Source organism: Streptomyces sp. NPDC001732, assembly GCF_053596315.1.
In genome coordinates this window covers 146461-172447 of the sequence record NZ_JBSFFY010000010.1, presented here as the reverse complement: position 1 = coordinate 172447, position 25987 = coordinate 146461, and the positions used below count along the sequence as shown (strand labels likewise).

21 protein-coding genes are annotated in these 25987 nt (G+C 71.6%); 13 read left to right on the top strand and 8 right to left on the bottom strand.

What is annotated here, in order from left to right:
- Positions 1 to 202: 202 nt before the first annotated feature.
- The 6 genes from ACWCXX_RS13900 (at position 203) to ACWCXX_RS13875 (ending at position 8479) form a co-directional block, all read left to right on the top strand.
- Positions 203 to 1111, top strand: coding sequence for an LLM class F420-dependent oxidoreductase (locus tag ACWCXX_RS13900; RefSeq protein ID WP_451126827.1), 909 nt, complete (start codon positions 203 to 205; stop codon positions 1109 to 1111).
- 10 nt (positions 1112 to 1121) lie between these two features.
- Positions 1122 to 1919 carry an SDR family NAD(P)-dependent oxidoreductase gene (locus ACWCXX_RS13895; RefSeq protein WP_451126742.1) on the top strand — a complete coding sequence of 266 codons (798 nt, stop codon included), beginning with the start codon at positions 1122 to 1124 and terminating at the stop codon, positions 1917 to 1919.
- Between the two features lie 123 nt (positions 1920 to 2042).
- Positions 2043 to 3164, top strand: coding sequence for an LLM class flavin-dependent oxidoreductase (locus ACWCXX_RS13890; RefSeq protein ID WP_451126740.1), 1122 nt, complete (start codon positions 2043 to 2045; stop codon positions 3162 to 3164).
- 256 nt (positions 3165 to 3420) lie between these two features.
- A complete protein-coding gene (locus ACWCXX_RS13885; protein WP_451126738.1) occupies positions 3421 to 5160 on the top strand; it encodes an N-acyl-D-amino-acid deacylase family protein in 1740 nt (579 codons plus the stop codon).
- Complete coding sequence (locus ACWCXX_RS13880) at positions 5157 to 6620, top strand: aldehyde dehydrogenase family protein (protein ID WP_451126736.1); 1464 nt, start codon at positions 5157 to 5159, stop codon at positions 6618 to 6620. Before ACWCXX_RS13885 ends, ACWCXX_RS13880 begins: the two co-directional genes overlap by 4 nt.
- 293 nt (positions 6621 to 6913) lie before the next feature.
- Entirely contained in the window at positions 6914 to 8479 is a 1566-nt protein-coding gene (locus tag ACWCXX_RS13875; RefSeq protein ID WP_451126734.1) for an APC family permease, read from the top strand.
- An 87-nt stretch (positions 8480 to 8566) separates the two neighbouring features.
- Here the strand turns inward: ACWCXX_RS13875 and ACWCXX_RS13870 are convergent, their stop codons facing one another.
- A complete protein-coding gene (locus ACWCXX_RS13870; RefSeq protein WP_451126732.1) occupies positions 8567 to 9277 on the bottom strand; it encodes a DNA polymerase ligase N-terminal domain-containing protein in 711 nt (236 codons plus the stop codon).
- Between the two features lie 216 nt (positions 9278 to 9493).
- Between ACWCXX_RS13870 and ACWCXX_RS13865 the strand changes: the two genes are divergently transcribed.
- The 4 genes from ACWCXX_RS13865 (at position 9494) to ACWCXX_RS13850 (ending at position 16615) form a co-directional block, all read left to right on the top strand.
- Positions 9494 to 10855 carry an MFS transporter gene (locus ACWCXX_RS13865; RefSeq protein ID WP_451126730.1) on the top strand — a complete coding sequence of 454 codons (1362 nt, stop codon included), beginning with the start codon at positions 9494 to 9496 and terminating at the stop codon, positions 10853 to 10855.
- Between the two features lie 169 nt (positions 10856 to 11024).
- Complete coding sequence (locus ACWCXX_RS13860; protein WP_451126728.1) at positions 11025 to 11870, top strand: LLM class F420-dependent oxidoreductase; 846 nt, start codon at positions 11025 to 11027, stop codon at positions 11868 to 11870.
- 285 nt (positions 11871 to 12155) lie between these two features.
- Positions 12156 to 15653: a hypothetical protein gene (locus tag ACWCXX_RS13855; protein WP_451126726.1), complete on the top strand. Its 3498-nt coding sequence runs from the start codon at positions 12156 to 12158 to the stop codon at positions 15651 to 15653.
- Between the two features lie 254 nt (positions 15654 to 15907).
- Entirely contained in the window at positions 15908 to 16615 is a 708-nt protein-coding gene (locus tag ACWCXX_RS13850; protein ID WP_451126724.1) for a hypothetical protein, read from the top strand.
- 17 nt (positions 16616 to 16632) lie between these two features.
- Here ACWCXX_RS13850 and ACWCXX_RS13845 read toward each other — a convergent pair whose 3' ends face one another.
- From ACWCXX_RS13845 to ACWCXX_RS13835, 3 genes are all read right to left on the bottom strand, one after another.
- On the bottom strand, positions 16633 to 17178 hold the full coding sequence (locus ACWCXX_RS13845; protein WP_451126722.1) for a hypothetical protein: 546 nt from the start codon (positions 17176 to 17178) through the stop codon (positions 16633 to 16635).
- Positions 17179 to 17263: 85 nt separating this feature from the next.
- On the bottom strand, positions 17264 to 18685 hold the full coding sequence (locus ACWCXX_RS13840) for a serine/threonine-protein kinase (RefSeq protein WP_451126720.1): 1422 nt from the start codon (positions 18683 to 18685) through the stop codon (positions 17264 to 17266).
- Positions 18686 to 18845: 160 nt separating this feature from the next.
- Positions 18846 to 20147, bottom strand: a complete 1302-nt coding sequence (locus tag ACWCXX_RS13835) for an MFS transporter (protein ID WP_451126718.1) — start codon at positions 20145 to 20147, stop codon at positions 18846 to 18848.
- 80 nt (positions 20148 to 20227) lie between these two features.
- Between ACWCXX_RS13835 and ACWCXX_RS13830 the strand changes: the two genes are divergently transcribed.
- Entirely contained in the window at positions 20228 to 20728 is a 501-nt protein-coding gene (locus ACWCXX_RS13830) for a MarR family winged helix-turn-helix transcriptional regulator (protein ID WP_451126716.1), read from the top strand.
- A 37-nt stretch (positions 20729 to 20765) separates the two neighbouring features.
- Here ACWCXX_RS13830 and ACWCXX_RS13825 read toward each other — a convergent pair whose 3' ends face one another.
- The 3 genes from ACWCXX_RS13825 to ACWCXX_RS13815 all read right to left on the bottom strand — a co-directional run bounded on the left by ACWCXX_RS13825 (position 20766) and on the right by ACWCXX_RS13815 (position 23129).
- Positions 20766 to 21665 carry a helix-turn-helix domain-containing protein gene (locus ACWCXX_RS13825; protein ID WP_451126714.1) on the bottom strand — a complete coding sequence of 300 codons (900 nt, stop codon included), beginning with the start codon at positions 21663 to 21665 and terminating at the stop codon, positions 20766 to 20768.
- A gap of 355 nt (positions 21666 to 22020) precedes the next feature.
- On the bottom strand, positions 22021 to 22266 hold the full coding sequence (locus tag ACWCXX_RS13820; protein WP_451126712.1) for a DUF397 domain-containing protein: 246 nt from the start codon (positions 22264 to 22266) through the stop codon (positions 22021 to 22023).
- Positions 22263 to 23129, bottom strand: coding sequence for a helix-turn-helix domain-containing protein (locus tag ACWCXX_RS13815; RefSeq protein WP_451126711.1), 867 nt, complete (start codon positions 23127 to 23129; stop codon positions 22263 to 22265). Before ACWCXX_RS13815 ends, ACWCXX_RS13820 begins: the two co-directional genes overlap by 4 nt.
- Before the next feature lie 135 nt (positions 23130 to 23264).
- On the opposite strand from ACWCXX_RS13815, the gene ACWCXX_RS13810 reads away from it, so the two are divergent.
- Complete coding sequence (locus tag ACWCXX_RS13810) at positions 23265 to 23684, top strand: ATP-binding protein (RefSeq protein ID WP_451126709.1); 420 nt, start codon at positions 23265 to 23267, stop codon at positions 23682 to 23684.
- Positions 23685 to 23718: 34 nt separating this feature from the next.
- Here ACWCXX_RS13810 and ACWCXX_RS13805 read toward each other — a convergent pair whose 3' ends face one another.
- Positions 23719 to 25005 (bottom strand): MFS transporter, encoded by a 1287-nt coding sequence (locus tag ACWCXX_RS13805; protein WP_451126707.1) that lies wholly within the window; start codon positions 25003 to 25005, stop codon positions 23719 to 23721.
- A gap of 72 nt (positions 25006 to 25077) precedes the next feature.
- Between ACWCXX_RS13805 and ACWCXX_RS13800 the strand changes: the two genes are divergently transcribed.
- Positions 25078 to 25941, top strand: coding sequence for a LysR family transcriptional regulator (locus tag ACWCXX_RS13800; protein ID WP_451126705.1), 864 nt, complete (start codon positions 25078 to 25080; stop codon positions 25939 to 25941).
- Positions 25942 to 25987: the final 46 nt, after the last annotated feature.

The window sequence follows — 25987 nt, the reverse complement described above, 5'->3', positions numbered from 1 at the left end:
CGTCGGCCGGTGCCGGCCAGGGGCTGTCCCGTCGGGCATTGCGGAACAGCCCCCGGCCCCGAGCCGTCCCGCCCCCACCCCTTGTCTGATGCAACGTCAGGTACGACGATGGCCCCGCGCCGTCAAGTGACGATGTGTCAGTTTCGATCGGGGAGGAGGCCGCTCGGTGCCGATACCGCTCACCGGGCCGCTGTCGTACGGGATGCAGCTGCCGGTCCAGTCGCAGAGCACCATCTATGCCGAGCGGTGGGAGGCCGGGGCCGGGCCCGCCGATCTCGCCGCCGTCGCCCGCACCGCCGACCGCACCGGCTTCGCCTATCTGGCGAGCTGCGACCACGTCGCGATCCCGCGGCGGCTCGCCGGGGTCATGGGCACCGTCTGGTACGACCCGGTCGCCACGCTGGCCTTTCTCGCCGGGATCACGGAGCGGGTCCTGCTGATGAGCCATGTCGCGGTCGTTGGGCTGCGGCACCCGCTGGCCACCGCCAAGCAGTACGCCACCCTCGACCACCTCAGCGGCGGCCGGCTGATCCTCGGGGTCGGGGCCGGGCACGTACCGGAGGAGTTCGAGGCGCTCGGGGCCGACTTCGACGGGCGCGGCGGGGTGCTCGACGAGACCATCGATGCCCTGCGGGCGGCGCTCGGCCCCGAGGAGTACCCGGAGTTCGCGGGGGAGCGGTTCTCCTTCTCCGGGCTCGGGCAGCTGCCGCGTCCGGCCCGGGAACGGGTGCCGGTCTGGGTGGGCGGCTCCTCGCCCGCCGCCGTGCGCCGGGCGGCGGTGCGGGGTGACGGCTGGCTGCCGCAGGGCGACCCGCGGGAGCGGCTGCCCGCCCGGATCGCCCGGCTGCGGGAACTGCGCGAGGCGGCCGGGATCGAGGAACCGATCGTCGTCGGCGCGATCACCGAGCCGCTGTACATCGGTGAGCCGGAGTGGCCCGTCGGGCGGCGCACCCTCACCGGGAAGCCGGAGGCCGTCGCCGAGTCGCTGCGCGCGTACGCGGCCATGGGCGTCCACCAGATCCAGGTGCGGTTCCGCAGCCGGAGCCGCAGTGAACTGACCGACCAGATGGCGGCGTTCGCCGCCGGGGTCGCCCCTCATCTCGACAGGTAGGAGTCAGGCCATGGGCAAGCTGGACGGGCGGGTCGTACTGATCAGCGGCGCGGCGCGCGGGCAGGGCGAGCAGGAGGCGCGGCTGTTCGCCGCGGAGGGGGCGCGGGTGGTGGTGGCCGACGTGCTCGACGAGCAGGGCGAGGCGCTGGCCGAGGAGCTGCGGGGCGAGCTGGGCAGGGACGCCGCCAGATTCGTCCACCTGGACGTGGGCCGGGAGGAGGACTGGCGGGGTGCGGTCGCCGCCGCGAAGGACGCCTTCGGGAAGATCGACGGGCTGGTCAACAACGCGGGGATCCTCCGGTTCAACGAGCTGGTGACCACACCGCTGGAGGAGTTCCAGCAGGTGGTGCAGGTCAACCAGGTGGGCGCGTTCCTCGGGATCAAGAACGTCGCGCCCGAGATCGGGGCCGCGGGCGGCGGGACCATCGTGAACACCGCCTCGTACACGGGGCTCACGGGCATGGCGTTCGTGGGCGCGTACGCCGCCACCAAGCACGCGGTGCTCGGACTGACCCGGGTGGCGGCGGTGGAGCTGGCCGCGCGGGGCATACGGGTCAACGCACTCTGCCCCGGGGCCGTGGACACCGCGATGACCAACCCGGCGGCGCTGGACCCGGACGCGGACCCGGAGGAGTCCAGGGAGGCGGTGGCGGAGCTGTACCGCAAGCTCGTGCCGCTGGGGCGGATCGGGCGCCCGCAGGAGGTGGCGACGCTGGCGCTGTTCCTGACCTCGGACGACTCCTCGTACATCACCGGGCAGCCGTTCGTCATCGACGGCGGATGGCTGGCGGGCGTCAGCCTGTTCTGAGCCCGCCCACGCCGAGTTCAGCTGACGATGCGTCAGCTATTGACGGGTGCGGGTGCCGGTGGAACAGTCGGACGCATCACGATCTGACGATGCGTCAGAAACGATTGAGGACGGTGAACCCCCTTGGAATTCGGACTCTTTGTGCAGGGGTACGTGCCCGCGGCGCGGGCCAAGGCCGACCCCGGGGCAGAGCACAAGGCGCTGATGGAGGAGACCGAGTACGTCATCCAGGCGGACAAGTCCGGCTTCAAGTACGCCTGGGCCTCCGAGCACCACTTCCTGGAGGAGTACTCGCATCTCTCGGCCAACGACGTGTACCTGGGCTACCTCGCCCACGCCACCGACCGCATCCACCTCGGCTCCGGCATCTTCAACCCGCTCGCCCCGGTCAACCACCCGGTGAAGGTGGCCGAGAAGGTCGCCATGCTCGACCACCTCTCCGAGGGGCGCTTCGAGTTCGGCTCCGGGCGCGGGGCCGGCAGCCACGAGATCCTGGGCTTCATGCCGGGCATCACCGACATGAACCACACCAAGGAGCTCTGGGAGGAGACCATCGCGGAGTTCCCCAAGATGTGGCTCCAGGACGAGTACGAGGGCTTCCGCGGCAAGCACTGGTCGCTGCCGCCGCGCAAGGTCCTGCCCAAGCCGTACGGGAAGTCGCACCCGGCGATGTGGTACGCCGCCGGGTCCCCGTCCTCGTACGCCATGGCGGGGAAGAAGGGGCTCGGCGTGCTGGGCTTCAGCGTGCAGAAGGTCTCCGACATGGAGTGGGTCGTCGAGTCCTACAAGTCGGCCGTCAAGGAGGCCGAGCCCATCGGCGACTTCGTCAACGACAACGTCATGGTCACCTCCACGGCCATCTGCGCCGAGACCCACGCCAAGGCCGTCGAGATCGCGGTGGGCGGCGGGCTGAACTACCTCCAGTCGCTGCTGTTCCGCTACCACGACACCTTCCCCCGGCCCGAGGGCATACCGCAGTGGCCCGAACTGCTGCCGGAGTACACCGAGGAGATCATCGAGCTGCTGATCGCCGAGGAGCTGATGATCTGCGGCGACCCCGACGAGGTCCTGCGCCAGTGCAGGCGGTGGGAGCAGGCGGGGGCGGACCAGCTGAGCTTCGGGCTGCCGATCGGGATCGGCCGCGAGGACACGCTGAACTCGATCCGGCTGATCGGTGAGCACGTGATTCCGAAGATCGACACGGATCCGGTGCACCGGACGTCTCGCTTCCGCGACGCGGCGTAGGGGGTGCGGGGGCGGTGCGCCTGCGGCGGGCCCGTTCCCCTGCCCGCCCCTTCCCGCAACCTGGGCTCCGCCCCGGACCCCGCTCCTCAATCGCCGGAGGGGCCGGGCTTCGCCCTTCGCTCCTCAATCGCCGGAGGGGCCTGACTTCTCCCGCCGAAGACCGCGGCGTCTTCCCGGACCGCCGCTCGGTGCAGCCGGGGTGCGTACCGCGGCCGTGCGCACCCCGGCCGCACACACCACAGAAGGGAACCCCGTCATGCTCGACCACCTCATCCGCGGAGCCACCGTCGTGGACGGCACCGGCGGACCCTCGTACACCGCCGACGTCGGCATCCGCGACGGCCGCATCGCCGTCATCGCCGAACCGGGCACGCTCACCGAGCAGGCCGTCACCGCCGAGGACGCCACCGGGCTCGTCCTCGCGCCCGGCTTCGTCGACCCGCACACCCACTACGACGCCCAGCTCTTCTGGGACCCGTACGCCACCCCCTCCATGAACCACGGCGTCACCACCGTCGCCGGGGGGAACTGCGGATTCACCCTCGCCCCGCTCCACCCGGACCGCCCCGAGGACGCCGACTACACCCGCCGCATGATGGCGCGGGTGGAGGGGATGGCCCTCAAGGCCCTGGAGGAGGGGGTCGACTGGACCTGGTCCGGCTTCCGCGAGTACCTCGACGCCCTCGAAGGCCGCATCGCCGTCAACGCCGGGTTCATGGTCGGCCACTGCGCGCTGCGCCGGTACGTCATGGGCTCCGACGCGACCGGCGGGCAGCCCACCCCCGAACAGCTCGACGCGATGCTCGCGCTGCTCCACGACGCGATGGACGCCGGGGCCTGGGGCCTGTCCACCACCCAGTCCGGCACCCACTCCGACGGCGACGGCCGGCCCGTCGCCTCCCGGCACGCGCTGCCCGAGGAACTCCTCGCCCTCTCCCGGGCCGTCGGCGAACACGAGGGCACCCAGCTCGAAGCGATCGTCGCCGGCTGCCTCGACCAGTTCTCCGACGAGGAGATCGACCTCCTCGTCGACATGACCGCCACCGCCGGCCGCCCGCTGAACTGGAACGTCCTCACCATCGACGCCGCCGTCCCCGAACGCGTGCCCCGCCAGCTGATCCCCAGCGAACGGGCCCGCCGGGCCGGGGGCCGGATCGTCGCGCTGACCATGCCGATCCTCACCCCCATGAACATGTCCCTCGGCACCTTCTGCGCCCTCAACCTCATCCCCGGCTGGGGCGACATCCTCGCCCTGCCCGTCCCCGAACGCATGGAACGGCTCCGCGACGCCGAGACCCGCGCCGAGATGCTCCGCCGCGCCGACAGCAAGGAGGCCGGGGTCTTCCGCCGCCTCGCCGACTTCGGCCGCTATGTCATCGGCGACACGTACAGCGCGGCCAACGAGGGGCTGACCGGCCGCGTCGTGCGCGACATCGCCGCCGAACGCGGCCAGGACCCCTTCCACTGCCTCGTCGAGATCTGCGCCGCCGACGAACTGCGCACGGTGCTGTGGCCGATGCCCACCGACAACGACCCCGGCTCCTGGGCGCTGCGCCGCGAGACCTGGGAGCACGAGGACGTCATGCTCGGCGGCTCCGACGCGGGCGCGCACCTGGACCGGATGTGCGGCGCCCCGTACACCACCCGCTTCCTCGGCGACTGTCTGCGCGGGCGCAGGCTCGTCCCCCTCGAAAAGGCGGTGAAGATGCTCACCGACGACCCCGCCCGCCTCTTCGGGCTCCGCGAACGGGGCAGGGTGGAGGAGGGCTTCCACGCCGACCTGGTCCTCTTCGACCCCGAGCGCGTGGACGCCGGGCCCGCCACCCTGGTGCACGACCTGCCCGGCGACAGCCCGCGCCTGGACTCCCGGGCCATCGGCATCGTCTCGGTCCGGGTCAACGGCGTGGAGACCCTGCGCGACGACAAGGTGACCGGCGCGGTTCCCGGCACGGTGCTCCGCTCCGGCCGCGACACCCGGACGGTGAGCACGGCATGAGCGGGGGGAAACGGAGCCTGTTCATCGGCGGGCGGTGGACCGAGCCCGACCACGGCCACTACGAGGTGATCGACCCCGCGACCGAGGAGGTCGTCGGCCTCGCCCCCGAGGCGAGCCGGGCCCAGGTGCACGCGGCGGCGGCCGCGGCCCGCGAGGCGTTCACCACCTGGTCCCGCACTCGCCCCGAGGAACGGGCCGCGATCCTCGACCGGGCCGCCGACCTGATGCAGCGCGACCTCGTGGCCGGCGCCGACCTCGCCCGCGCGGAGAGCGGCGCCACCACGGCGACGGCCAGGGGAATGCAGGTGGCCGTGGGCGCCGCCCGCTTCCGCCGGTACGCCAGGGGCGCCCTGGAACCCGTCGAGGAGCCGATCGCCCCGCAGATCAACGAGGCGGGACCGATGGGCCGGGCGGGCATTTTCGGGGCCCTCGCCGTGCGCCGCCCGGTCGGCGTCGTCACCTGCATCACCTCGTACAACAACCCGTGGGCCAACCCGGCGGGCAAGATCGCGCCCGCGCTCGCCATGGGCAACACCGTCGTCGTGAAGCCCGCGCCGCAGGACCCGCTCTCCGTCTACCGGATGGCCGAGGCGCTCCAGGAGGCGGGCGTCCCGGCCGGTGTCGTCAATGTCGTCACCGGCTCGGGCCCCGAGGCGGGCGAGGCCGCCGTCGACTGCGAGGACGTCGACATGGTCAGCTTCACCGGGTCCACCGCCGTCGGGCAGCGCATCGCCGAGGTGTGCGGGCGCGGGATGAAGCGGCAGCTGATGGAGCTGGGCGGCAAGGGCGCCGCGGTCGTCCTCGACGACGCCGACCTCGACTCGGCGGCGGCGGGCATCGGCACCACGTTCTCCTTCTACAGCGGTCAGATCTGCACCGCCCCGACCCGGGTCCTCGTCCAGCGCGGCGTCCACGACGCGCTGATCGGGAAGCTCGCCGCGTACGCGGGCCACCTGAAGGTGGGCGACCCCGCGGCCCGGGGCACGGTCGTCGGGCCGGTCATCTCCGCCGCCCACCGCGACCGCGTCGAGTCGTACGTCGAACTCGGCCGGAAGGAGGGCGCGCGGGTCGTCACGGGCGGCGAACGCCCCGCCGGGCTCGACCGGGGCTTCTACGTCGCCCCCACCCTCCTCGCCGACTGCACCAACGACATGCGCGTGGCCCGCGAGGAGATCTTCGGCCCGGTCGTGGTGGTCGTCCCCTTCGACGACGAGGAGGAGGGCATCGCGCTCGCCAACGACAGCGACTACGGACTGATCGACTACGTCTGGTCCTCGGACGTGGCGCGCGCCTTCCGGATCGCCCGGCGGCTGTGCGCGGGCGGGGTCGGGGTGAACACCGTCGGACGGAACATGGAGGCGCCGTTCGGCGGGTTCAAGAAGAGCGGAGTGGGCCGTGACGTCGGCTCGTACGCCCTGCACGCGTACAGCGAACTCCAGTCGATCGTCTGGCCCGGCTGAACCGGAACGGCCCGTGGGCGTCCGACCGCCACGGCCCGGGGTGTCCGACCGTCACAGGCCGTGGGTGTCCGCTCGGCGGACACCCACGGAAAAATTTGAACCGCCACAAAACGGGCACTGCTGCGATTCCCGTACGGTGCTGCGATCGGGTCTGGACCTCGCATCGGAAGGCTGTAATCGTAAACGACCTTCAATTAACCAAGGTTCTTCCGTATTGTTGCCTGTAATTCAAGGGTGAGACGGCGGAGTCTCGCCTTCCGAATGTGGAAATCGCAGCGTTTATCGTCCTTTTCATGACTCAGCTGGACGTGCGGCCACGGGCCGGAGACACGGCACCGGACACCGCCCCGGCCGACGGCGGTGTGCGCGGCAAGGGACTTGGCGGGAACTCCGTCGGCCTGATGGGCAGCGCCGTCATCGGCGTCTCCACCGTCGCCCCCGTCTACTGCCTCACCTCCACCCTCGGCTCCACGGCGGGGGAGGTCGGGGTGCAGATGCCCGCCGTCTTCCTGGCCGGTTTCCTGCCGATGCTGCTCGTCGCCTTCGCGTACCGCGAGCTCAACAAGGCCGTGCCGGACTGCGGCACCTCCTTCACCTGGACGGTGAAGGCGTTCGGCCCGCGTATCGGCTGGATGTGCGGCTGGGGCCTGGTCATCGCGACGATCATCGTCCTGTCGAACCTGGCGGGCGTGGCCACTTCGTACTTCTGGCTCCTGGCGGGCGAGATCACCAGCAGCGACTCGATCGCGGCCCTGGACGGCAGCAAACCCGTCCACATCCTGACCTGCCTGGCCCTGATCGCGATCGCCACGGCGATCAGCTACCGGGGGATGACCGCCACCAAGGGCGTCCAGTACGCGCTGGTCGGCCTCCAGCTCGTCGTCCTCGCGGTGTTCGTGGCGATGGCGGTGCAGAAGGCGCGCAGCGGCGAGTTCGCCTCGTCCCTGGACTTCTCCTGGTCCTGGCTGAACCCGTTCGCGGTGCAGTCGTTCGCGACGTTCACCGCCGGCCTGTCGCTGTCGATCTTCATGTTCTGGGGCTGGGACGCCTGTCTGACCGCCAACGAGGAGACCGTCGGCAGTGAGAAGACCCCCGGCCGGGCCGCCCTCATCGCGATGGTCGTGCTCGTCGGCTCCTACCTGGCGACGGGGATCGCCGCGCAGATGGCCGTCGGCTCCGGCGGCTCGGGGCTCGGCCTGGCCAACCCCGAGACCTCCGACAACGTCTTCGCCGCGCTCGCCGGCCCGGTCATGGGCCCCGGCCTCGGCATCCTGCTCTTCGTCGCCGTGCTCGCCTCGGCCGCCGCCAGCCTGCAGACCACCTTCATCCCGGTGGCCCGCACGGTGCTCGCGATGTCCGCGTACGAGGCCCTGCCCGCCTCGTACGCCCGCGTCCACCCGCGCTTCCGGACCCCGGGCCGGGCCACCGTCATGGCGGGCGTCGCGACCGGCGTCTTCTACACGGTGATGACCCTGGTCAGCGAGCACGTACTGGTCGACACGATCTACGCGCTCGGCCTCATGATCTGCTTCTACTACGCGCTGACGGCCTTCGCCTGCGCCTGGTACTTCCGCGCCGACCTGACCCGTTCCTTCCGCGACCTGGCCTTCAAGGGCCTCTTCCCGGTCGTCGGCGGCATCCTGCTCACCGCGGTCTTCGGCAAGACCCTCTACGACATGTGGGACCCGGCCTACGGCTCCGGCTCTTCGGTCCTCGGGGTCGGCTCGGTGTTCGTGATCGGCGTGGGGCTGCTGCTGCTCGGCGTGGTGCTGATGCTGGTGATGCAGCGCCGCAGCCCGGCGTTCTTCCGCGGCGAGATCCTGACCAAGGAGACCCCGGCGCTGGTCGTCGAGGACTGAGCCGGGAGGCGACGGGTCGCCGGGGCGGAGGGCGGGTCGGGGGATTCCGGCGAATCCGGCCGGGGGAGTCGCCCTCGGTCCGGTCGGTCAGGGAACCCCGGGGCCGTTCCCGCTTCCGCCGCCTTCCTCGGCCGCGACCTGCGCCAGCGTGCGCCCCGTGCGGGCCGAGCGCGCCCGGTACGGGTCGGGGGCGTCCGGCCCGTCGTGGGTGGCCTGCCCGTCCCTGGCCTTGATCAGCAGCCACACCTCTTCGCCGGGGGCGCTCTGCCCGCCGCCCCCCTTGAAGCGGGTGAGGGCGAACTCGCCGTGCAGCCTGGTCCCGTCGAGCCAGAACGTCGCGTGCCCGTCCTCCAGGGACTGTGCGAACGGCACCGGGGCGCCCCAGCGGTCGTGGCTGAGCGGCCGGTAGGTGCCCTGGTCCCAGACGATCACCGTGCCGCCGCCGTGCTCGCCCTTCGCGATGACGCCCTCGAAGGTGCGGTACTCCAGCGGGTGGTCCTCCGTCGGGACGGCCAGTCGCCGCTCGCGCGGATTCTCCGAGGGACCGCGCGGCACCGCCCATGACTTCAGTACGCCGTCGACCTCCAGCCGGAAGTCGAAGTGCATGCGCCGGGCCTGATGGATCTGCACGACGAAGCAGGGGGCCGGGCCCGTCCGTCTCGCCCCGCCGTGCGATCGGGCCTCCGTGCCGGAGTGCGGCCCGGTCTTCGCGTCGCCGTGCGACCCGGCCTCCGTGCCGGAGTGCGGCCCGCCGAGGTGGCCCCGAAGCCGGCCGTCGTTGTCACGGGTCATGTCCATCCGGACACCTCCTCGTCGGCGATTGCGCCCGACGCCTCCTTCCACTGTGACGCCCCCGGCCATGACGCGCACCGGGACGGGGGCGGGGTGATCGGTGCGGCCGATATCTCGGCATCAAATATCTTGACATCGAGAGTGTGTGGCATGCAGGCTTCCCTTTGTTTCCCGGTGTCTTGATATCAAGATTCCTTGGTCCCAAGGCTTCCGCTGCCGGGCATGCCGAGCATTTCGAGGGGGCGCGCGATGCGGCGCGGTGAGGACGGCGACGAGAAGGGCGGCGGGCAGCTGGGCCTGCCGGCCCAGCTGCGCAATCCGCCGGGCGGTCGCAACGCGCGGATCATGCTGCTCGCGCTGGCCGTGGACCGCACCGGCTCGGGTCTGTGGGCCGCGTCCTCGGTCCTCTACCTCACCTTCGTGACCCAGCTGAGCGCCCAGCAGATCGGCGTGCTGCTGGGCACGGCCGGGGTGGCGGGCATCGCGGGCTCGCCCCTGGCCGGGCGCCTGGCCGGGCGGTTCACGGTGCGCGGGCTGCTGATCGGCTGTCATCTGCTCAGGCTGGTGACCCTCGGCCTGGTGCTGGTGTGTGCGGATTTCGGCGCGCTGCTCCCCGTCATCGCCGTGACCTACATGGCGGACCGGGCCGCGAAGACCCTGGAGATGCTGTTCGCGGTCCGGGCCGCGGGCGAGCGGCGCGTGGCCTACCAGGCGCTGTCGCGCAGTGCGGCCAACGCGGGCGTCGGCGTCGGCGCCGGGATCGCGGCGATCGGTCTGGCGGTGGGGACGACGGACGCCCACCGGGCCCTGGTCCTGGGCAACGCGCTGTCGTTCGCCGTCGCCGCGGTGCTGGTGTGGCGCACGGACGAAGCTCGGGAGAGGGCGGTCGAGGCGGCGCGGGCCGGGGCCCCGGCGCCGGACGCCGCCCCGGCCGGTGCCGGGCGCGACCCCGCCCGGGGGAAGAGCCCGTGGCGGGACCGCGGCTACCTCGGGTTCGTCCTCCGGGACATCCCGATGAACCTCGACGACTCGATCCTCGCCGTCGGCCTGCCGCTGTGGCTGGTGGAGCGCACCTCCGCGCCGCACGCCCTCGTCCCGGTCTTCCTCGTCATCAACACCGTGCTGGTCGTGGTGCTCCAGCTGAGCGTGTCGAAACGCGCCGAGGGCCCGCGCCGGGCGACGCGGGCGGTGCTGCTGTACGGGGTCCTGGTGTTCGTGTGCTGCGGCTTCCTGGCCGGGGCCGCCCTGGGCGGCCCCGGGACGGCCACGGTCCTCCTGCTCGCCGCGGCGCTGCTGGTCACCCTGGCGGAGCTGATGCGGTCGGTGAGTTCATGGGAGCTGGCGGTCCTGCTCGCGCCCGAGGACGCCCGCGCCGCGTACCTGGGAGTGGCCGGGATGTCCCAGTCCATCCAGAAGTCGGCGGGCCCGCCGCTGCTCACCGGTGCGGTGATGGCCGCCGGGCCGGTGGGATGGCTGGTGCTGGGGACGGCGGTCGCGGGCCTGGCGGTCGTACAACGACGGGCCTGCGCCCGGCGGCTGGGCGTCGAAGCACCCCGCACCCGCCCGCCCCTCCCGGTCGGCTGACGAGGGTCCGGCCGGCCGACGGTCCGGCCGGACAGGGTGAGCCCCCGGCCGCCCCGTTCCCGGCGGTCCCCACCGTTCCCCACCGGTCTCCACCGGCTCCCGCGTACTCGGATTTCCGCACCGCACGGCATACGTTGGGCCCACCGGATCACGACGGAGGTGCCCTCACATGCGGATCGCCACAACGATCTTCCTCACCGACGGGACGATCACGCCACTGCGGCTCGCCCGCGAGCTCGAACAGCGCGGTTTCGGCGGCCTCTACCTGCCCGAGCACACCCACATCCCGGTGAGCAGGGACACCCCCTACCCGGCCGGTGGCGACCTCCCGCCCGAGTACGGCCGCACCCTCGACCCCTTCGTCGCCCTCGCCCAGGCCGCCGCCGTCACCGAACGCATCGCCCTGGGCACCGGCATCACGCTCGTCGCCCAGCACGACCCGATCGACCTGGCCAAGCGGGTCGCCACCCTCGACCACCTCTCCGGCGGCCGGTTCACCCTGGGCGTCGGCTACGGCTGGAACGTCGAGGAGGCCGCGGACCACGGGGTGGACTGGTCCACCCGCCGCGACCTCGTCCGCGACCGGCTCGCCCTGATGCGTGCCCTGTGGTCGGACGAACCCACGGCGTACAAGGGCGAGTTCGGCTCGGTCCGGGCCAGCCACGCGTACCCGAAACCGGTCCAGGAGCCCCGCGGCCCGGTGAACGGCCCCCGCACCCTGCTCGGTGGCGCGGCCGGTCCGAAACTGTTCGCGCACATCGCCGAGTACGCCGACGGCTGGCTCCCGATCGGCGGCCGGGGCCTGACCGAGTCCGTGCCGAAGCTCCGCACGGCCTGGGACGCGGCCGGCCGCGACCCGAAGGACCTCCGGATCGTCCCGTACGCGGTGCTCCCGAGCGCGGGCAAGCTGGCGCATTACGCGGACTTGGGCATCGAGGAGGTCGTCCTGCAACTGCCCCCGGCGAAGGAGCCGGAGGTCCTTCGGGCGCTGGACGCGTACGCGGAGTTCCTCTGACACGGAGGGCATAGGGCGTCGTGGCCGTACGGCGGTTGTGGCCGTGACGGGCACCACCGGCCCTCCGGAAGGCCCTCCGGAAGCCCCTCGGAAGACCTTCCGGAAGGCCCGTCAAAAGCACCCCGGTTACTCCGGTGACCGGCCGGGGCACGTGTGCGATCATCATGTGCACTCTTCTTTACGAGTCGCTCACATCTTGCTTGTGCCCCGGGTTCTCCAGCGTGCGTGCACCGTCCGTGAAGCCCCGGCAGAAGCGTTCTCGTTCACTGGTCCGGGGGGACGGAAATGCCCAACCATCCACGCACGGCCGCGAGATCCGCGAGATCCGTGGGTTCGGCGGCGTACGCCGCGCTGCTGCTCTCGTTGTCGGTCCTGCTCTCGCTGCTGCTGCCCGCGGGCGCTGCTCGGGCGGCCGGTGCCCCGGCCGCCGCCCCCGCCGCCGAGGACTGCGCCGCCCTTCCGCTCTCCGCCTTCGGCGAGGCCGCCCCGGCGGAAGGCACGTTGACGATTCCGGGCGACGGCACGGCCTGCCTCACGATCACGGCCAAAGCCGCCGGGCTGCACAAGCTCCTGCTCGTCGGCGCCGCCGGGGCGAGCACGTACGCCGAGGTCCTCGACGGCGACACGGCGATCGACTGCTACGACCCCGAGTGGGGCGCCGGCTGGTGCCGGCTGCCCCGTGCGGGCGAGTTCACGATCCGGCTGACGAACAACTGGGCCGACCCGAGCCGCCCGACCGTCGCCGTCGTCCCGCTCGCCACCACCGAGGGCTGCGCACCGGAGGTGGGCACCTCCTGGGACACCGCACCCGTCGTCGGTTCGGCCGCCGGGCCGACCGCCATCCAGTGCCAGCCGTTCACGGGCAAGCCGGGCGAGCGCATCACCAACACCATCAGGACGACCGCGTACGGCCAGAGCCTGTCGTGGATCACCGACGAGACCGGCGCCCGGATCTGCCCGCACTTCAACCCGGACAACAGCAGGGGCTGCGTCCTGCCCGGCGACGGCCCCTACCGCGTCCTCTCGCAGGTCAGCGAGGCCGAGCACGGCTTCCCCGCCGAGTACACCCTCACCGTCCGCCGCACCTCCGACCCGGTCGGCTGCTCCCACCCGGCGCTGAACGGGTACAACTCCGGCCCCACGGCGGCCGACCCGTCCCGCGGCTGCCGGACCTTCACCGCCCCGGCCGCCGGACGCTTCGACGCGTACGCCGTCCACGACGGCGCGCGGTCCGCGCTCCCCGTGTACGACAGGGACGGCAGGACCGTCTGCGAGACCTGGGACGTCTGCACCCTCCCGGCCGCCGGTGACTACACCGTCTACAGCGACGCCGCCACCCTGATCATCGACGGTTCCGCCACCACCGGCTGCGAGCCGGTCGAACTGGGCTTGCACCGCTCCGAGTTCACCGTCCCCGGCGAGATCGACTGCCTGTCCCTGCCGCTGCCCGAGGGCTCCCGGATGGCCGCGCTGGAGGCCCTGTACGGCGGTGCCCCGAACCCGGACGTCACCGTCGTCGACGCCGACGGCGTCCAGCGCTGCGACGCCTCCCGGCTCGCGAACGGCACCTGCGGGCTCACCGGCAGGGCCCCGTTCCGGGCCCTGGTCTCCAACGACAGCGAGTCGAAGCCGACCGGCCCGTACGCCCTCGCCCTGCACCGCACCGACGAGGCGGGCAACTGCCCGGCCGTTCCCGCGGGCGACTTCACCCCGGACACCCGCTCCGCCCGCGCCACCACCGGCGACGGCGTCTTCTCGGACTGCCTGAGCATCCCGGCCGACGACCACAGCGCGCAGGAGGTCCTCCAGCTCCAGGCCGCCCCCGGCACCACGGCCCTCGCCCAGTTCACCGTCCTGGACGTCCGGGGCGAGCAGATCTGCTCGATCCGCCCCGCCGTCTCCAGCTGGACGAGCTGCGCCCTGACCCCCGGCGTCGCCCACACCGTGCTGGTCACCGGCCGCGACACCCCCGCCGAGTACGTGCTGACCCGCCGCGACGTCACCGCGACCGCAAAGAGCTGCACCGCGAACCCGGCGACGAAGCCCGGCGGCGCCTCCACCGAAGGCACCCTCGGCGCCCCCGGCGAGCTGCGCTGCCGCCAGGTCACCACCGCCGATGCCAAGGACACCCTGCACATCGACGTCCGTGACGCACTGGGCACCGCCAACATCGTGGTGCACGGCGGCGACGGCACCCCCCTCTGCCAGAAGAACCAGGCGTGCGCCGTCACCGGCTCCACCCACTACCAGGTCCTGGTCACCGTCCCGGCGACGCTGAAGGCCGCCGACACGTACCGCTTCGACGCCGTACGCATCGCGGGCCCGACCGGACCGGTCGACGAGTGCGACAAGCCGCAGAGCATCGCGTACGGCTACGGCCCGGTCACCGGCACCCTCGACGAGCAGCACAGCACCGTCTGCGCCGCGCTGCCCACCGCGTACAGCGACCGCTTCAAGATGGAGATCGCCGACACGACCGGCGCCCCCGACACGGCGGTGCCCGCGCTGTACGACCCGAGCCTCGACAACGGCTGCACCTTCGGCGTCCCCGGCGGCTACTCGTGCCGGGTGATCGAGAACTACTCCCGGGAGCTCACCCCGAGCATCCTGGTCCTCTCCCTGCCGGAGAAGGCGTCGAAGACCTCCTATCGGGCCGAGGCGGTCTGCTCCGGGCTCTGCGGCATGGAGCGGGTCACCGTCACCGGGCTCGCCCCGACCACCGGCGTCACCGGCACGAGGACCACGGTCGCGGTCACCGGCACCGCCCTGCACGAGGGCGACCGCGTCGTGCTGCGCAACGCCGGCCGGGAGATCACCGCAACCACCGTCTCCGTCTCGCCCGACCGTCGCACCCTCACCGCCGAACTGGACCTGACCGACGCGGCCGAGGGCGCCTGGAGCGCGAGCGTCGTCACCCACGGCGGAACCGAGTACAGCCGGGGCACCTTCACCGTCGCCCCGCCCCCGCTCCGCAACACGGCACCGCCCACCATCGGCACGACCGCCCGCGTCGAGCAGACCCTCACCGCGTCCCCCGGCACCTGGACGCCCACCCCGACGTCGTACAGCTACCAGTGGTACGGGGACGGGAAGCCGATCAACGGCGCGACCGGTTCCCGGTACGCCGTCCCGGTCACGCTGTACGGGAAGAAGGTCGGGGTCACCGTCACCGCCCACCGCACCGGCACGGCGGACGTCGCGGTCTCCTCGGCGATGCTCACCGTCGGCAAGGGCGACCCGCTCGGGTGCACGACCTGCCCGGCCGTCAAGGGCACCGTGAAGGTGGGCGCCAAGCTGACCGCCACGAGCGGGAGCTGGACCCTGCCCCCCACGTCGTACGGCTACCGGTGGAACGTGGACGGCAAGCCGATCACCGGTGCGACCGCCGCCACCTACACCGTCCCGGCCTCGCTGCTCGGCAGGAAGCTCAGCCTCACCGTCACGGCCCGCCTCAACGGTTACGCGGACGGCGTGGCGAACACGGTGGGGGTGAAGGTCGCCACCGGCAGCGCCCCCAAGGCCATCAAGAAGCCCACGATCTCGGGCACCGCGAAGGTGGGCCGCACCCTGAAGGCCGCCCCCGGCACCTGGACGCCCACCCCGACGTCGTACGGCTACCAGTGGTACGCCAACGGCAAGGCGATCTCCGGCGCCACGAAGTCCTCGCTGACGCTCAAGTCCGCCCAGCGGGGCAAGAAGATCACCGTGAAGGTGACCGCTCGCCGCACCGGCCACACCAGCGGCACCGCCCTCAGCGCGGCCACCAAGGCAGTCGCCCGCTGACCTGACGGCGCGACAGGCGGCACGGGAAGGGCCGGGCACCCCACCGAGAGGCGGGTGTCCGGCCCTTCCGCTGTTTCCGTGCGCCGGCCCGGAGGGCGGGGTCCTCTGCCGAACGGCATAGAGGGCCGGGCGGCGGGCGTGATCTTTGTGCCGATCGGCGGATGGGACCACAGGGGTGCCGGGGGCGAGGCTTGAGTCGTGCGGCCGACAACGGCAGCACAGTCCAAATCCCCTTCGGAATCCGGGAGTTCACCATGCGCAACACCGCGATCGGCGCCACGGCGGTCGTCGCCTCCCTCGCCGTCGTCACCGTCCTCGCCGGACCGGTCGCCGCCGGAGCCGCCCCCGCAGCCCAGGCCGTGTCCGCGCCCGCCGGGGAGAAGCCCGCGAAGGTCGTGAAGCCCGTGAAGGTCGTGAAGCCCGCGAAGGTCGCAAGCGTCCACGGGAAGGCGCGGATCGCCTACGTCGAGTCGCTCGACGACGACATCCGCTTCGCCGTCCACGCCGAACAGAAGCCGTTCACCCGGCCGTTGCCCGGTGCGGCACCCAAGGGGCTGGCCACGGACGCCGAGGGCACCCTGAAGTTCTCCCACACCACTCCGGACGGAGTGTCGGGCTGGGCGGAGGCCGAGGTGGACTGCCTGGTCACCAGCGGACGGACGGCGACCCTGACCGCGGTCGTGACGAAGTCGAACGTCGAGGACATCGGTGCCCGGCTGGGCATCAGCGTCCAGCAGGGCGACCGGGGCGAACCGGACCGGCTCGGCTTCTCCTGGGGCGTGGTGAACGTCGACCCCGGGAACGTCGACGAGGAGGGACGGCTCGTCCGGCCGCAGGCCGGTTCGTGCATGGCTCCCGCACCGTTCACGACCGTGATCAAGGGCGGCTTCGAGGTGGTCCACGCCGAGATCAGGAAGACCCCCGCACTCCCCGGCACCGGAGCGGCGACCCGCCGTGGCTGATGACGCCCCGACCCACGTCAGCCGGCGGCACCGCGCTCCGCCAGTTTCGCCACGAAGTCGAGGCAGGCCATGGCCGGGCTGTGCTTCAGGCCGCGCTGCAGGTCCACTTTCACCCAGTCGCCCTCCTGCTTGTAGAGATCGATTTCCTGCTTGAGGTCCTCGGCCTGCAACTGGAGGGCGGTCTTGATCGCCGCAGGGACGTGGGGCTGCTTCAGCCCCCTTTCGGTCAGCGTCGTCAGCTGCTGGAGCAGCGGAATCACCGGAGTGTCGCTGTGGTACCCGGAGGACCCGATGGGGTTCTCCTTGGCCAGCTTGTTGTTGATCTCCATCATCTGGTCCTGGTCCTGGCATCCGGCCACGTGGTTGATACCGCACATGCCCGTTTCCGCGTTCCAGTTCTTCGCGTCGCCCGTACAGAAGTCCGGTACGTTTTCTCCCTGTTTCGCCTCCGTCTTCGTTTCCTGTTCCCCGCCGCCGCCGAGCCCCACGGCAGCCCCCACGCCGATCGCCGCCGCGACGGCCACACCGGTGACGATCAAGCCGAGCTGCTTCCGCTGAACCATCTCTCCCCTTACCTGTCCCTGTCCCTGTCCCTGTCGGGCTGTGAGATCGAAGAATCGAGAATTGCCGGAAGTTCTCCCCGGGGGCTCACTTCCAGCAAAGGAACTTCAGATCGTCCACGTCCTCCTGCAAGTGCTTCATGGCGAGGTCGGTGGCCTTGCTGCTGACGAGGCGGCCTTCCTCTACTCGGGGGAGCTGTGCGTCGAGCCCGGCGGCCTGGGCGTTCAGGTCTCCCGCAATCGAGTTGAGCTTTGCCTTGACCGGCGTCTCGGTGGCGTGGTCGGCCAGGTCCGAGATCTGTTCGGCGCCGTCGCGCAGCGCCGCGCCGCCGTCGCGTGCCTTGGCGGCCCGACTGCGGTTGGGATCGCCCAGTGCGATGCCGGAGAGCCGCAGGGCGTTGGCGGCCGTCTGCACTGCTGCCGTGCACGACTCGGCGTCCGGCCCCGGGCTGCGCTTTGCGGTGGGGGTGGGATCGGCCGTGGCCGTGGGCGTGTGCGTGGGTGACGGGGTATTGCTACGCGTCGAACTCATTGCCGAGGCCGATTTCGACGACTTGTCGGAAGGTGGGTCCTGCTCGCGGAACTGGGAGGCCACCACGAAGGCCAGCAGCCCGGCCGCGCCCACGCTCGCCACGGACAACGCGGGGCGTAACCAGATGCGTCTCCGGTCGGCTGTCGGCCTCGGCAGCACCTTCGTCCTGGCGGGTGACCGCGCTTCGTCCAGCATGTGCAGTACGGCGTCGATGCCGGGCCGGGTCCTCGGGTCCTTGTCCAGCAGTGCCATGACGACCGCTGCCAGGTGACCGGCACCGACGGGCTCATCGGGCCGGTCATGACCGATGGCGTGGATCGTGGCCAGCACCGAGCCCCGGTCGAACGGGGAGACACCGGTGGCCATTTGATAGAGCGTCACGCCGAGTGACCACAGGTCGCCGGCCGGACCCTCCACGCCCCCTAATCGCTCGGGGGCGACGTACGCGACCGTGCCGACGACCGACCCGGTCTTGGTGATCTTGGTGTCGGCGTTGTGCCGGGCGATTCCGAAATCGGTGACGAGAACATCGCCGCTGTCCGTGACCATGACGTTCGGCGGCTTGATGTCCCGGTGGGTGATGCCGACCCCGTGTGCCGCGGCGAGCGCGGCGAGGACGCCCCGGGCGACGGTGTCGATCAGCTCGACGGGCAGCCCGTCGGGTTCGTCCTCCAGCAGCTCCGCAACCGACCGCCCGCGCACGAGCCGCATCACCATCCACGGCAGCCCCTCGTGCTCGACGACGTCGTGGACGGCCACGATGTTCGGATGGTCGCGCAGTGCGGCGGCGTGCTGCGCCTCTTTGCGGGCGTACGCGAGGACGGAACGGTGCGACTCGATCGTGTCCTGGGAGTGCGCCATCCGGACGGACTTGACGGCCACATCGACGTTCAGGCTCAGGTCCCGGGCCTGCCACACCTCGCCCATGCCTCCGCGACCCAGGCGCTCGACCAGCTCGTACCGGTCCGCGATGACCATGCCAGGTGCCACCTGTGTCGCCAAAACCGCAACCTCGCCCCGAGAGCCGACACTGAGCCTTATGGACGGCACATTGTAAGGGCGTGGTTACTCACCGGGAAGCCGCAGTGGCCTGACCGGTGAATCCACCGGTAGGGTGCCCGGCGCACATCCGCATCTGTCAGGTGGCAGCCTCCTGGGGAGCGGTGGCGGTGGCGGGTGGGGCGGCACGGCCGGTGGTGACCGCGTGGGCCGGCAGCGACCGTTCGGCGCACAGGAGGATCGCCGCACCGGTCAGAACGATCAGTGCGAGCACCGCCCACAGGTGCCCCGACCCCGCGTCGAGCAGGAATCCCAGCAGCATGGGCGCGACGGTGCGGCAGACCGACCAGGAGAGCTGGTGGACCGACAGGTAGCGGCCCCGCAGGTGGTCGGGGGCGGCCTGGACGGACAGGCCCTGGGCGGGGGCGGAGTGGACGAGTTCGCCCGCGGTGTAGAGCACCGCGACCGCGAGGACGGCGACGAGGGCGTCCGGGCCGCTGGCGAGCCGGGGCAGGACGGCGAAGGCGGCGAAGGAGAGCGCGAAGACGGCCGCGCCGAGTGCGGCCACGCGGGTGCGTCTGCCGCGCAGGGTCAGGCGGGCGGCGGGGACACCGAGCACGGCGACCAGAGCGGTGTTGAGGCCGAAGACCGCCCCGGCCAGGGCGTCGGGCAGGGCCACGTCGCGGGTGAGGAAGACCGGCAGGGCCATGGCCTGGGTGGTGTAGCCGAAGGCGATCAGGAAATTGGCCGCCGTGACGAGCAGGTAGGGCCGGTCGGCGAGCACCTGCCGGTACCCTTCGCGGGTCCGTGGCCGCTCGACGCCGTGGCGGACGTTCGGGATGCGGGTCACCAGTACCGCGGCGACGGCGAAGACCGCGGCCAGAACCTCGGCGGCGGCGATGAAGCCCCCGGTGCCGCTCAACGCCAGCATGCCGGCCGCCGCCAGGCTGCCGCATCCCATCCCGGCATTGCGCAGGCTGCGGTCCCATGCCAGGAGCCGGTCCCGCTCGGCGCCCTGGGCGATGTCGCCGATCAGCGCCTGCTGGCTGGGCGAGGAGGCCCACATCCCCACCGCGACCACCAGGGCGATCGCCAGGAAGGCGGGGTAGGAGTCGGCGAACGGGTAGGCGGCGAAACCGGCCGCGCGCAACGCGAGTACGCCGATGAGCACCCGCCGACCGCCGAACCGGTCGATGAGAATGCCCGCGGCCGGCATGAACGCCAGCGCACCGAGCCCGGCGATCGTCAGGCCCGCGCCGATCGAGGTCAGGGACAGCCCGGTGAGCGCGTGCACGAACAGCATCGTCAGCGGCACGTATATGCCGTCGCCGACCGAGCCGACCAGGCTTGCGGCGATCAGCCGACGACGCGTACGAGTGCCGTGCTCGGCGGAGTTCGAGTGCGTCACGCCCCCGGAGTGCGTCGCGTCCTCGTCGCGCATCACGCCTCCATTCCGGCTCGGCGAACGAAAACATCTTCCATGGAAGATGTTTTATCATCCGTGGAAGATACAGTGAAGGCATGCAGGTAGACGCCATTGCCGCCATCGTCGAACAGTGGAAGCGCGAGCGCCCCGATCTGGATGCGACGCCGATGCTCGTCATCGGCAGGCTCTTGCGGCTCTCCGACGACCTGGACCGGCGACTGCGCCCGCCCTTCGGCGCCGCGAACCTGGGGAACGGCGACTTCGACGTGCTTGCGGCGCTTCGCCGTTCCGGCGAGCCCTACACGCTGTCCGCGGGCGAACTCAGCCGCACCGTCCTGGTCACCACCGGCGCGATCACCAAGCGGGTCGACCGGCTCGAAGCCCGCGGTCTGGTCGCCAGGACCGTCGCCGAGACCGATTCGCGCGGGCGCCTCGTCACCCTCACCGCGGAGGGCGTCGCGCTGACCGACGAGCTCATCGCCGTCCATCTGGACAACCAGCGCCGACTCCTTGCCGGGCTCGACGAGGACGAGCGGGCGCACCTCGGAGACCTGCTCGCACGACTCGCCCGCACGCTCGACCCGAACGACGGCTGAACCCCCCGGGCGCGTGGCGCTCGCACGCCACGACGACCTATGCGCCAGATGCGCCGGACGAGCCGGGTACGCCAGACGCGCCAGTCGGCAGGTCCTTTGTGCAGTCGCGGCAGTTGCCCGGGGCGGGGGAGCGGAAGGCGCGGTCGCACCGGTCGCAGTTCTGGAGCGGCACGGTACGGGGAGCGGCGGCGGGTGGCGGGGGCGGCAGGAGCGCCGTGAGGCGGTACCGGAGGAGTTTCGCGGGGTGCCGGAGAGGGCGGGGGAGGTCGTCGGTGAGGGCGCGGCGGAGGTCCGCCGGGGTGGCACCGCGTTCGAACCAGGCCGCCACGGCAGGGGCGAGGAGGGTGATGTCCTGCGTGGTGAGGGCGATGTGGGGCGTGTGGTGGTGCAGGTCTGCCAGTAACTCTGTTGCTGCGTGGAGGAGTTGGGGAAACCGGATGCGGGGCCGGGGGAGCGGCGGCGGGGACGCCGGAGCGGGTGGAGGAGTGGTCGGAGCCTCCGCCACGGCCGGTACGGGAGTCGGCGCGGGGGTCGGGGGTGCAACCCGGGTCGGGCGCGGGGGAGTGCTGCCGTGCGGCTGGTTGTACGAGTAGGTGCGGGTGACGACCCGGCCGTCGGCGAGGCGTTCGCGGACGCGGCGCAGGAAGCCGTGGACCTCCAGCTCGCGCAGCGCGGCGGCGATACGGGCCTCGCTGTCGGGGAAGCGCTGGGCGAGGAACTTGATGCCGATCCGCGCTCCCGGGGGAAGCGACTGGATGTGGGCCGAGAGCCCGATGGCGGGCAGGGAGAGCTCGCGGTGCTGGGTGAGCTGGTTGCCCAGCACGGTGAAGTGACCGGTGAGCCTGGCCTTGACGTGCATGACGCCGAACTTCGGCGAGGCGTCCGCGAGAACGGGACGCGGAGCGCGCACGGGCGCGCTAACCTGCTGTGTATCCATCGGGAAGCTCCGAACTTCCTCGGTGGTCAGGCCCTCGGCGATGGGATTCGTACTCCCGGCCGGGGGCCGACGCATGTCTGGGGTTGTCGCGGCGAGCATATGCCTGCGAACCACCAGAAAATCCAGCTCAGTTGGCAAACCTCACCCGCGCGAGTGACGGGCTCCTGCGGGTTGCCGTGGGCTCCTGTGCGTGACCAGGGAGAGGGTTGGGTTTGGGGAATTTCTTCTTCCCAAAGCCTTTGAAGCTTTTTACGTCGGGGCCCACCGCGTCCCGGCCGACCGGGACGCGGTGCACCGGGTCGCGGCTGTCGCGACCCGGTGCGTGACCAGGCGTGTCGGGCGTATCGGGGTGTGCTCAGACCTGCTGCGCGTACGTGACGAAGGCCGCCCAGGCGGCGGGGGCGACGTCGAGGTGGGGACCCTGGACGTCCTTGGAGTCGCGGACGTGGACGGTGGCGGGGCAGGTTGCCACCTCGACGCAGTTGCCGCCCTCGCCGCTGCTGTAGCTGCTCTTGCGCCAGTCGTAGGCGACCTCGATGCAAGTTCCACCTTCCCCGCCGCTGTAGCTGCTCTTGAACCAGTGCAGTTGCTCGGTGTTCATAGCTCTCCCAGCATCTTTTCGATCAGCGCCAAGGACTCCCTGGGGGTGAGAGCCTGCGCCCGCATGATCCCATAACGTTCGCTGAACAAGCGGACCTCTTCTGGGTCGGTGATGAGGCGGGCATGCCCTTGAATCTCTGTGTATGCAGCCTCGTTGCGCCCTTTCGGCGTGAGCAGGGTGAAGGGGCCGTCCATCGAGGAATGTTCATCCAGCCCAGTCGGCATGACCTGGAGCTCGACCGTCCGCATCTGGCCGATGTGGCGCAGCCGATGCAGTTGGCCGGTGTGAACGGTGCGACCGCCGAGAGGCCGCTGGAGGACCACTTCTTCCAGCACAAAGCTGAGGGTCGGCGCGGGCCAGCGTTCGAAGATCTGTTGGCGGGCCAGTCGGTCTGCTACGCGCTTCTCCACGGTCTGCTCGTCGAGCAAGGGGCGCCGTTTCGTGAACACCGCCCGTGCGTAATCCTCTGTCTGGAGCAGACCAGGGATTGCCTGGTTGCTGTACTCGTGGAGTGCTACGGAATCGGCTTCCACTCGCGCGAAGTCGCGGAACCAACCCGGATGTCGGGTCCGCGACTTCGACAGAGCCTCCCGTACCTCGTCGACGGCGGCACACAGCACACCGCCCGCGTCGAGGAGCGGGTCCACGCGGATCAGGAAATCCGGCTGCGGCGTTCGTACGCCTCGCTCCATCGCGGAGATCAGGTCTTCTCCACAGTGGGCTGCGAGGCCCAGGCCCCTCTGGCTCATGCCCGCGCGTTCGCGCAGCACCTTGATCTGTTTGCCCAGCGCTTTGAAGAGGTGCGCCGTTCCGTCCGATTCTTCCGGCCGCTCCGGCCGCTCCTCGCGTTCCGTGTTCGCCATTCGCCCCGCACCGCTCCTTGGTCCGCCCGGTCACGGCCGACGCCCCGTACAGCCCACCGGGTGTGCCCGTACAGCTACTCGGCGTCGTGACGTCAATCCTGGTCAGCGTACGAGGGACCAGACACGCTGAGTCACATGAACGCCGAAATCACCCTTGTGGGCTCCGAGTTCGTCCAACGTTTCAGCGCCACCCGTCGCGGGGCGCGGCTCGCCCGCCGACTTGCCGTGCAGCAGCTCGACGCATGGGGGATGCCGTACGGGAGCGGGCTCTCCGACGCCGTCGCGGTGGTGGTGTCGGAGCTGGCGACCAACGCGGTGGTGCACGGGCTCGTGCCGGGGCGGGACTTCGAGCTGCGGCTTCTCGTTCTCGCGGGCACGCTCCGTGTCGAGGTGTCGGACGCGCGGGGCGAGAGGGTGCCCGAGGTGCGGCCTTTTTGCCTCGGTGCGGAATCGGGGTACGGCCTGTACCTGGTGGGGGCGCTGGCGACCTCGTGGGGGGTGAGGGACCGGGGCGTCGGCAAGACGGTGTGGGCCGAGCTGGCCACGGTTTCGTAGCCTCAAGCCTTCGAGAACTCCTTCTGAAATGGGTTCAGCCGGCGGCTGTTCGTTCTCGTGGGGTGCGGCCGGCCCGGGAGGGGGCCCGCATGCCGTGCAGCAGTCCTGCGGCAGCCACAAGAATCTGTACCAGGCCCGTCACGACGAGAACCGGCCCGGCTCCGGCCCAGCCGATGACGGCTCCACCGGCCAGCAGCCCGAGGGAGGTCCCGCCGGAGTGCAGGACGGCCTCGGCGGTGAAGGCCGCCCGCCGCTGGGCGCCGGAGGTCTGCTCACTGATCAGCGCGTTCAGTGCTGCGATTCCCCAGGGCATCGCAGCACCTCCCAGGGCCGCCACTGCCGCGATCAGCGCCAGGTTCGGAGCGGCCACCGGAATCAGCGCGAACGCCAGGCCGAGCACGGCCCAGGAGACCGCCATCGTCCTCATCCGAGGCAGCCGGTCGATCACCACGGGCACCAGGAACGAGGTCAGCACGGAAGCCGAGCCGTAGCCGCTCATCCCTGCGGCGATCAGCGCCCCCGGCATTTCGAGCTCGACGCCGAGGACCGCCAGCCCCAGGCTGAATCCGAACCAGCACACTCCGCCGACCCCGGCCATCAGGATGCCTGCGGCGAGCTGGGGGAAGGCGCGCAGGACTGCCGTCATCGAGGCGGCTCCAGCGGCTCGGTCGGTTTCGTCGGCTTCGTTGTCGGCCGGGCTGTCGAACGCGGGCCGAGCGCCGTCGCCGGGCCCGGGGCCCGTGGCCGCCGCGGGCACTGCTAGTACGGCGGCTGCTCCGAGCACGACCGCGACCGTCTCGCACCACAGCAGTGGCACGGCACCCCAGGCGACCACGAGCCACGCCCCGAGCGGAGGCACGAAGACCATGGAGACCCGGTGGGCCAGGTCCTGCCACGCCAGCCACCGCGGAGCCGACGACGGAGCATCGGCAGGTCTCCCCACATCGGCGAGGTCTGCCACCAGGGCCCGCTGTGCCGGATGCAGCAAGGCTCCCGCAACACCGGTGACCAGCCCGGAGACACACAGCGCGACCGCCCCGACCTGCCCGGCCAACGCGGCCCCCGGGACCACCGCCAGGCCGACCGCCTGAAGCAGCATCACGACCGTGAGGGCCCGCCCGGAGGTCAGCCGGTCGCGCAGGCGCCTGCCCCACCAGCCCACGGTCAGCAGCGGCAGCCCGGCCACGCCGCCGACGAGCCCGGTGGTCCAGGCCTCCCCGGTCTCGGCGAGCGCCACCAGGGGGAGGGCGATGGCTGCCAGGCGGGTTCCGATCCAGGTGAGAAAGGTGACGGCCGTCAGGACGAGCAGTGATCTGTGCATGCACCGATCGTTGATCGACGGCGGCTGCGCCGGTAGGGAGCGGTGCAGCCGTCCCGCTCATACGCTGAGGGCATGACCTCACGCTTCTCGGTGGACGACCTGCAGCTGGTGGAGGCGGTCGCCCGGCACGGCTCGGTCGGTGCCGCCGCCCGGGAACTGCTGGTTTCCCAGCCCTCGGCGAGCCGTCGCCTGATCGCGCTGGAGCGCCGTCTCGGCACCGGCTTGTTCGACCGGGACACCACGGGCGCCCGCCCCACGGCCGCGGGCCGGGAACTGGCCCGCCAGAGCGCACAGTTGCTGGCGCACCTGGACGCACTGCCCGAACGGGCCCTGGCCGCGGTCGATGCTCCCACCCTGGCCGTGGGCACGATCCAGGCGCTGAGCCCGATGGTGTTCACCGCGCTCGACGTCGAACTGGACGGCGTGACCGTGCACCCCGAGGTCGATCACGGACCGACCCTGCTGCGGCAGGTGCACGAAGGGCTGCTGGACGCCGCGTTCGTCACCATCGCCGAGCAGACCGTCGTACCGCGTGGGCTGCAGCGGTCCATCGTCGGGGACTGCCCCCTCGTGGTCGTACTGCCCGACGGCGCCCCGGACCTGGTAGCGGGCACCCGCCCGTTCGCCGGCCGCATCGTCGTGTACAGCACGATCGACCTGGCCGGCGAGGTGGTGCGCCAACGACTCTCCTCGCTCGGAGCGGTGCCGCGTCCGGGCGCAACCCTTGAGACGACACTGCGAGTGGCACGTCACCGCCGCTGCCCGGCCCTGGTGCCCGAACTCGCAGCCCACTGGTACGCGGCCCCCGGCGACCGGATCGTCCGTTCTCCTGTCCCCGGGCGGACGACGCTGTCCGTGGTCAACCGGCTGCCCCAGCCGGCCACTCTCGCCACGGCCCTGCCCCGGCTCGCGCGGCGCATTCTCGGCAGGCCCTGAGCCCGCCCGTCCGGCCACCGGTCGGGGACCGCCATCGGCCGCCCCT

Excerpts from the sequence above, each read along its gene's own strand:
- ACWCXX_RS13820 (WP_451126712.1), bottom strand. The coding sequence starts at position 22,266 with ATGAACACCGAGCAACTGCACTGGTTCAAGAGCAGCTACAGCGGCGGG.
- ACWCXX_RS13840 (WP_451126720.1), bottom strand. The coding sequence starts at position 18,685 with ATGGTCATCGCGGACCGGTACGAGCTGGTCGAGCGCCTGGGTCGCGGA.
- ACWCXX_RS13800 (WP_451126705.1), top strand. The coding sequence starts at position 25,078 with ATGACCTCACGCTTCTCGGTGGACGACCTGCAGCTGGTGGAGGCGGTC.
- ACWCXX_RS13835 (WP_451126718.1), bottom strand. The coding sequence starts at position 20,147 with ATGCGCGACGAGGACGCGACGCACTCCGGGGGCGTGACGCACTCGAAC.
- ACWCXX_RS13875 (WP_451126734.1), top strand. The coding sequence starts at position 6,914 with ATGACTCAGCTGGACGTGCGGCCACGGGCCGGAGACACGGCACCGGAC.
- ACWCXX_RS13885 (WP_451126738.1), top strand. The coding sequence starts at position 3,421 with ATGCTCGACCACCTCATCCGCGGAGCCACCGTCGTGGACGGCACCGGC.
- ACWCXX_RS13880 (WP_451126736.1), top strand. The coding sequence starts at position 5,157 with ATGAGCGGGGGGAAACGGAGCCTGTTCATCGGCGGGCGGTGGACCGAG.
- ACWCXX_RS13865 (WP_451126730.1), top strand. The coding sequence starts at position 9,494 with ATGCCGAGCATTTCGAGGGGGCGCGCGATGCGGCGCGGTGAGGACGGC.
- ACWCXX_RS13825 (WP_451126714.1), bottom strand. The coding sequence starts at position 21,665 with ATGGATACACAGCAGGTTAGCGCGCCCGTGCGCGCTCCGCGTCCCGTT.
- ACWCXX_RS13870 (WP_451126732.1), bottom strand. The coding sequence starts at position 9,277 with ATGGACATGACCCGTGACAACGACGGCCGGCTTCGGGGCCACCTCGGC.
- ACWCXX_RS13860 (WP_451126728.1), top strand. The coding sequence starts at position 11,025 with ATGCGGATCGCCACAACGATCTTCCTCACCGACGGGACGATCACGCCA.
- ACWCXX_RS13805 (WP_451126707.1), bottom strand. The coding sequence starts at position 25,005 with ATGCACAGATCACTGCTCGTCCTGACGGCCGTCACCTTTCTCACCTGG.
- ACWCXX_RS13810 (WP_451126709.1), top strand. The coding sequence starts at position 23,265 with ATGAACGCCGAAATCACCCTTGTGGGCTCCGAGTTCGTCCAACGTTTC.
- ACWCXX_RS13830 (WP_451126716.1), top strand. The coding sequence starts at position 20,228 with ATGCAGGTAGACGCCATTGCCGCCATCGTCGAACAGTGGAAGCGCGAG.
- ACWCXX_RS13855 (WP_451126726.1), top strand. The coding sequence starts at position 12,156 with ATGCCCAACCATCCACGCACGGCCGCGAGATCCGCGAGATCCGTGGGT.
- ACWCXX_RS13900 (WP_451126827.1), top strand. The coding sequence starts at position 203 with ATGCAGCTGCCGGTCCAGTCGCAGAGCACCATCTATGCCGAGCGGTGG.
- ACWCXX_RS13845 (WP_451126722.1), bottom strand. The coding sequence starts at position 17,178 with ATGGTTCAGCGGAAGCAGCTCGGCTTGATCGTCACCGGTGTGGCCGTC.
- ACWCXX_RS13850 (WP_451126724.1), top strand. The coding sequence starts at position 15,908 with ATGCGCAACACCGCGATCGGCGCCACGGCGGTCGTCGCCTCCCTCGCC.
- ACWCXX_RS13895 (WP_451126742.1), top strand. The coding sequence starts at position 1,122 with ATGGGCAAGCTGGACGGGCGGGTCGTACTGATCAGCGGCGCGGCGCGC.
- ACWCXX_RS13815 (WP_451126711.1), bottom strand. The coding sequence starts at position 23,129 with ATGGCGAACACGGAACGCGAGGAGCGGCCGGAGCGGCCGGAAGAATCG.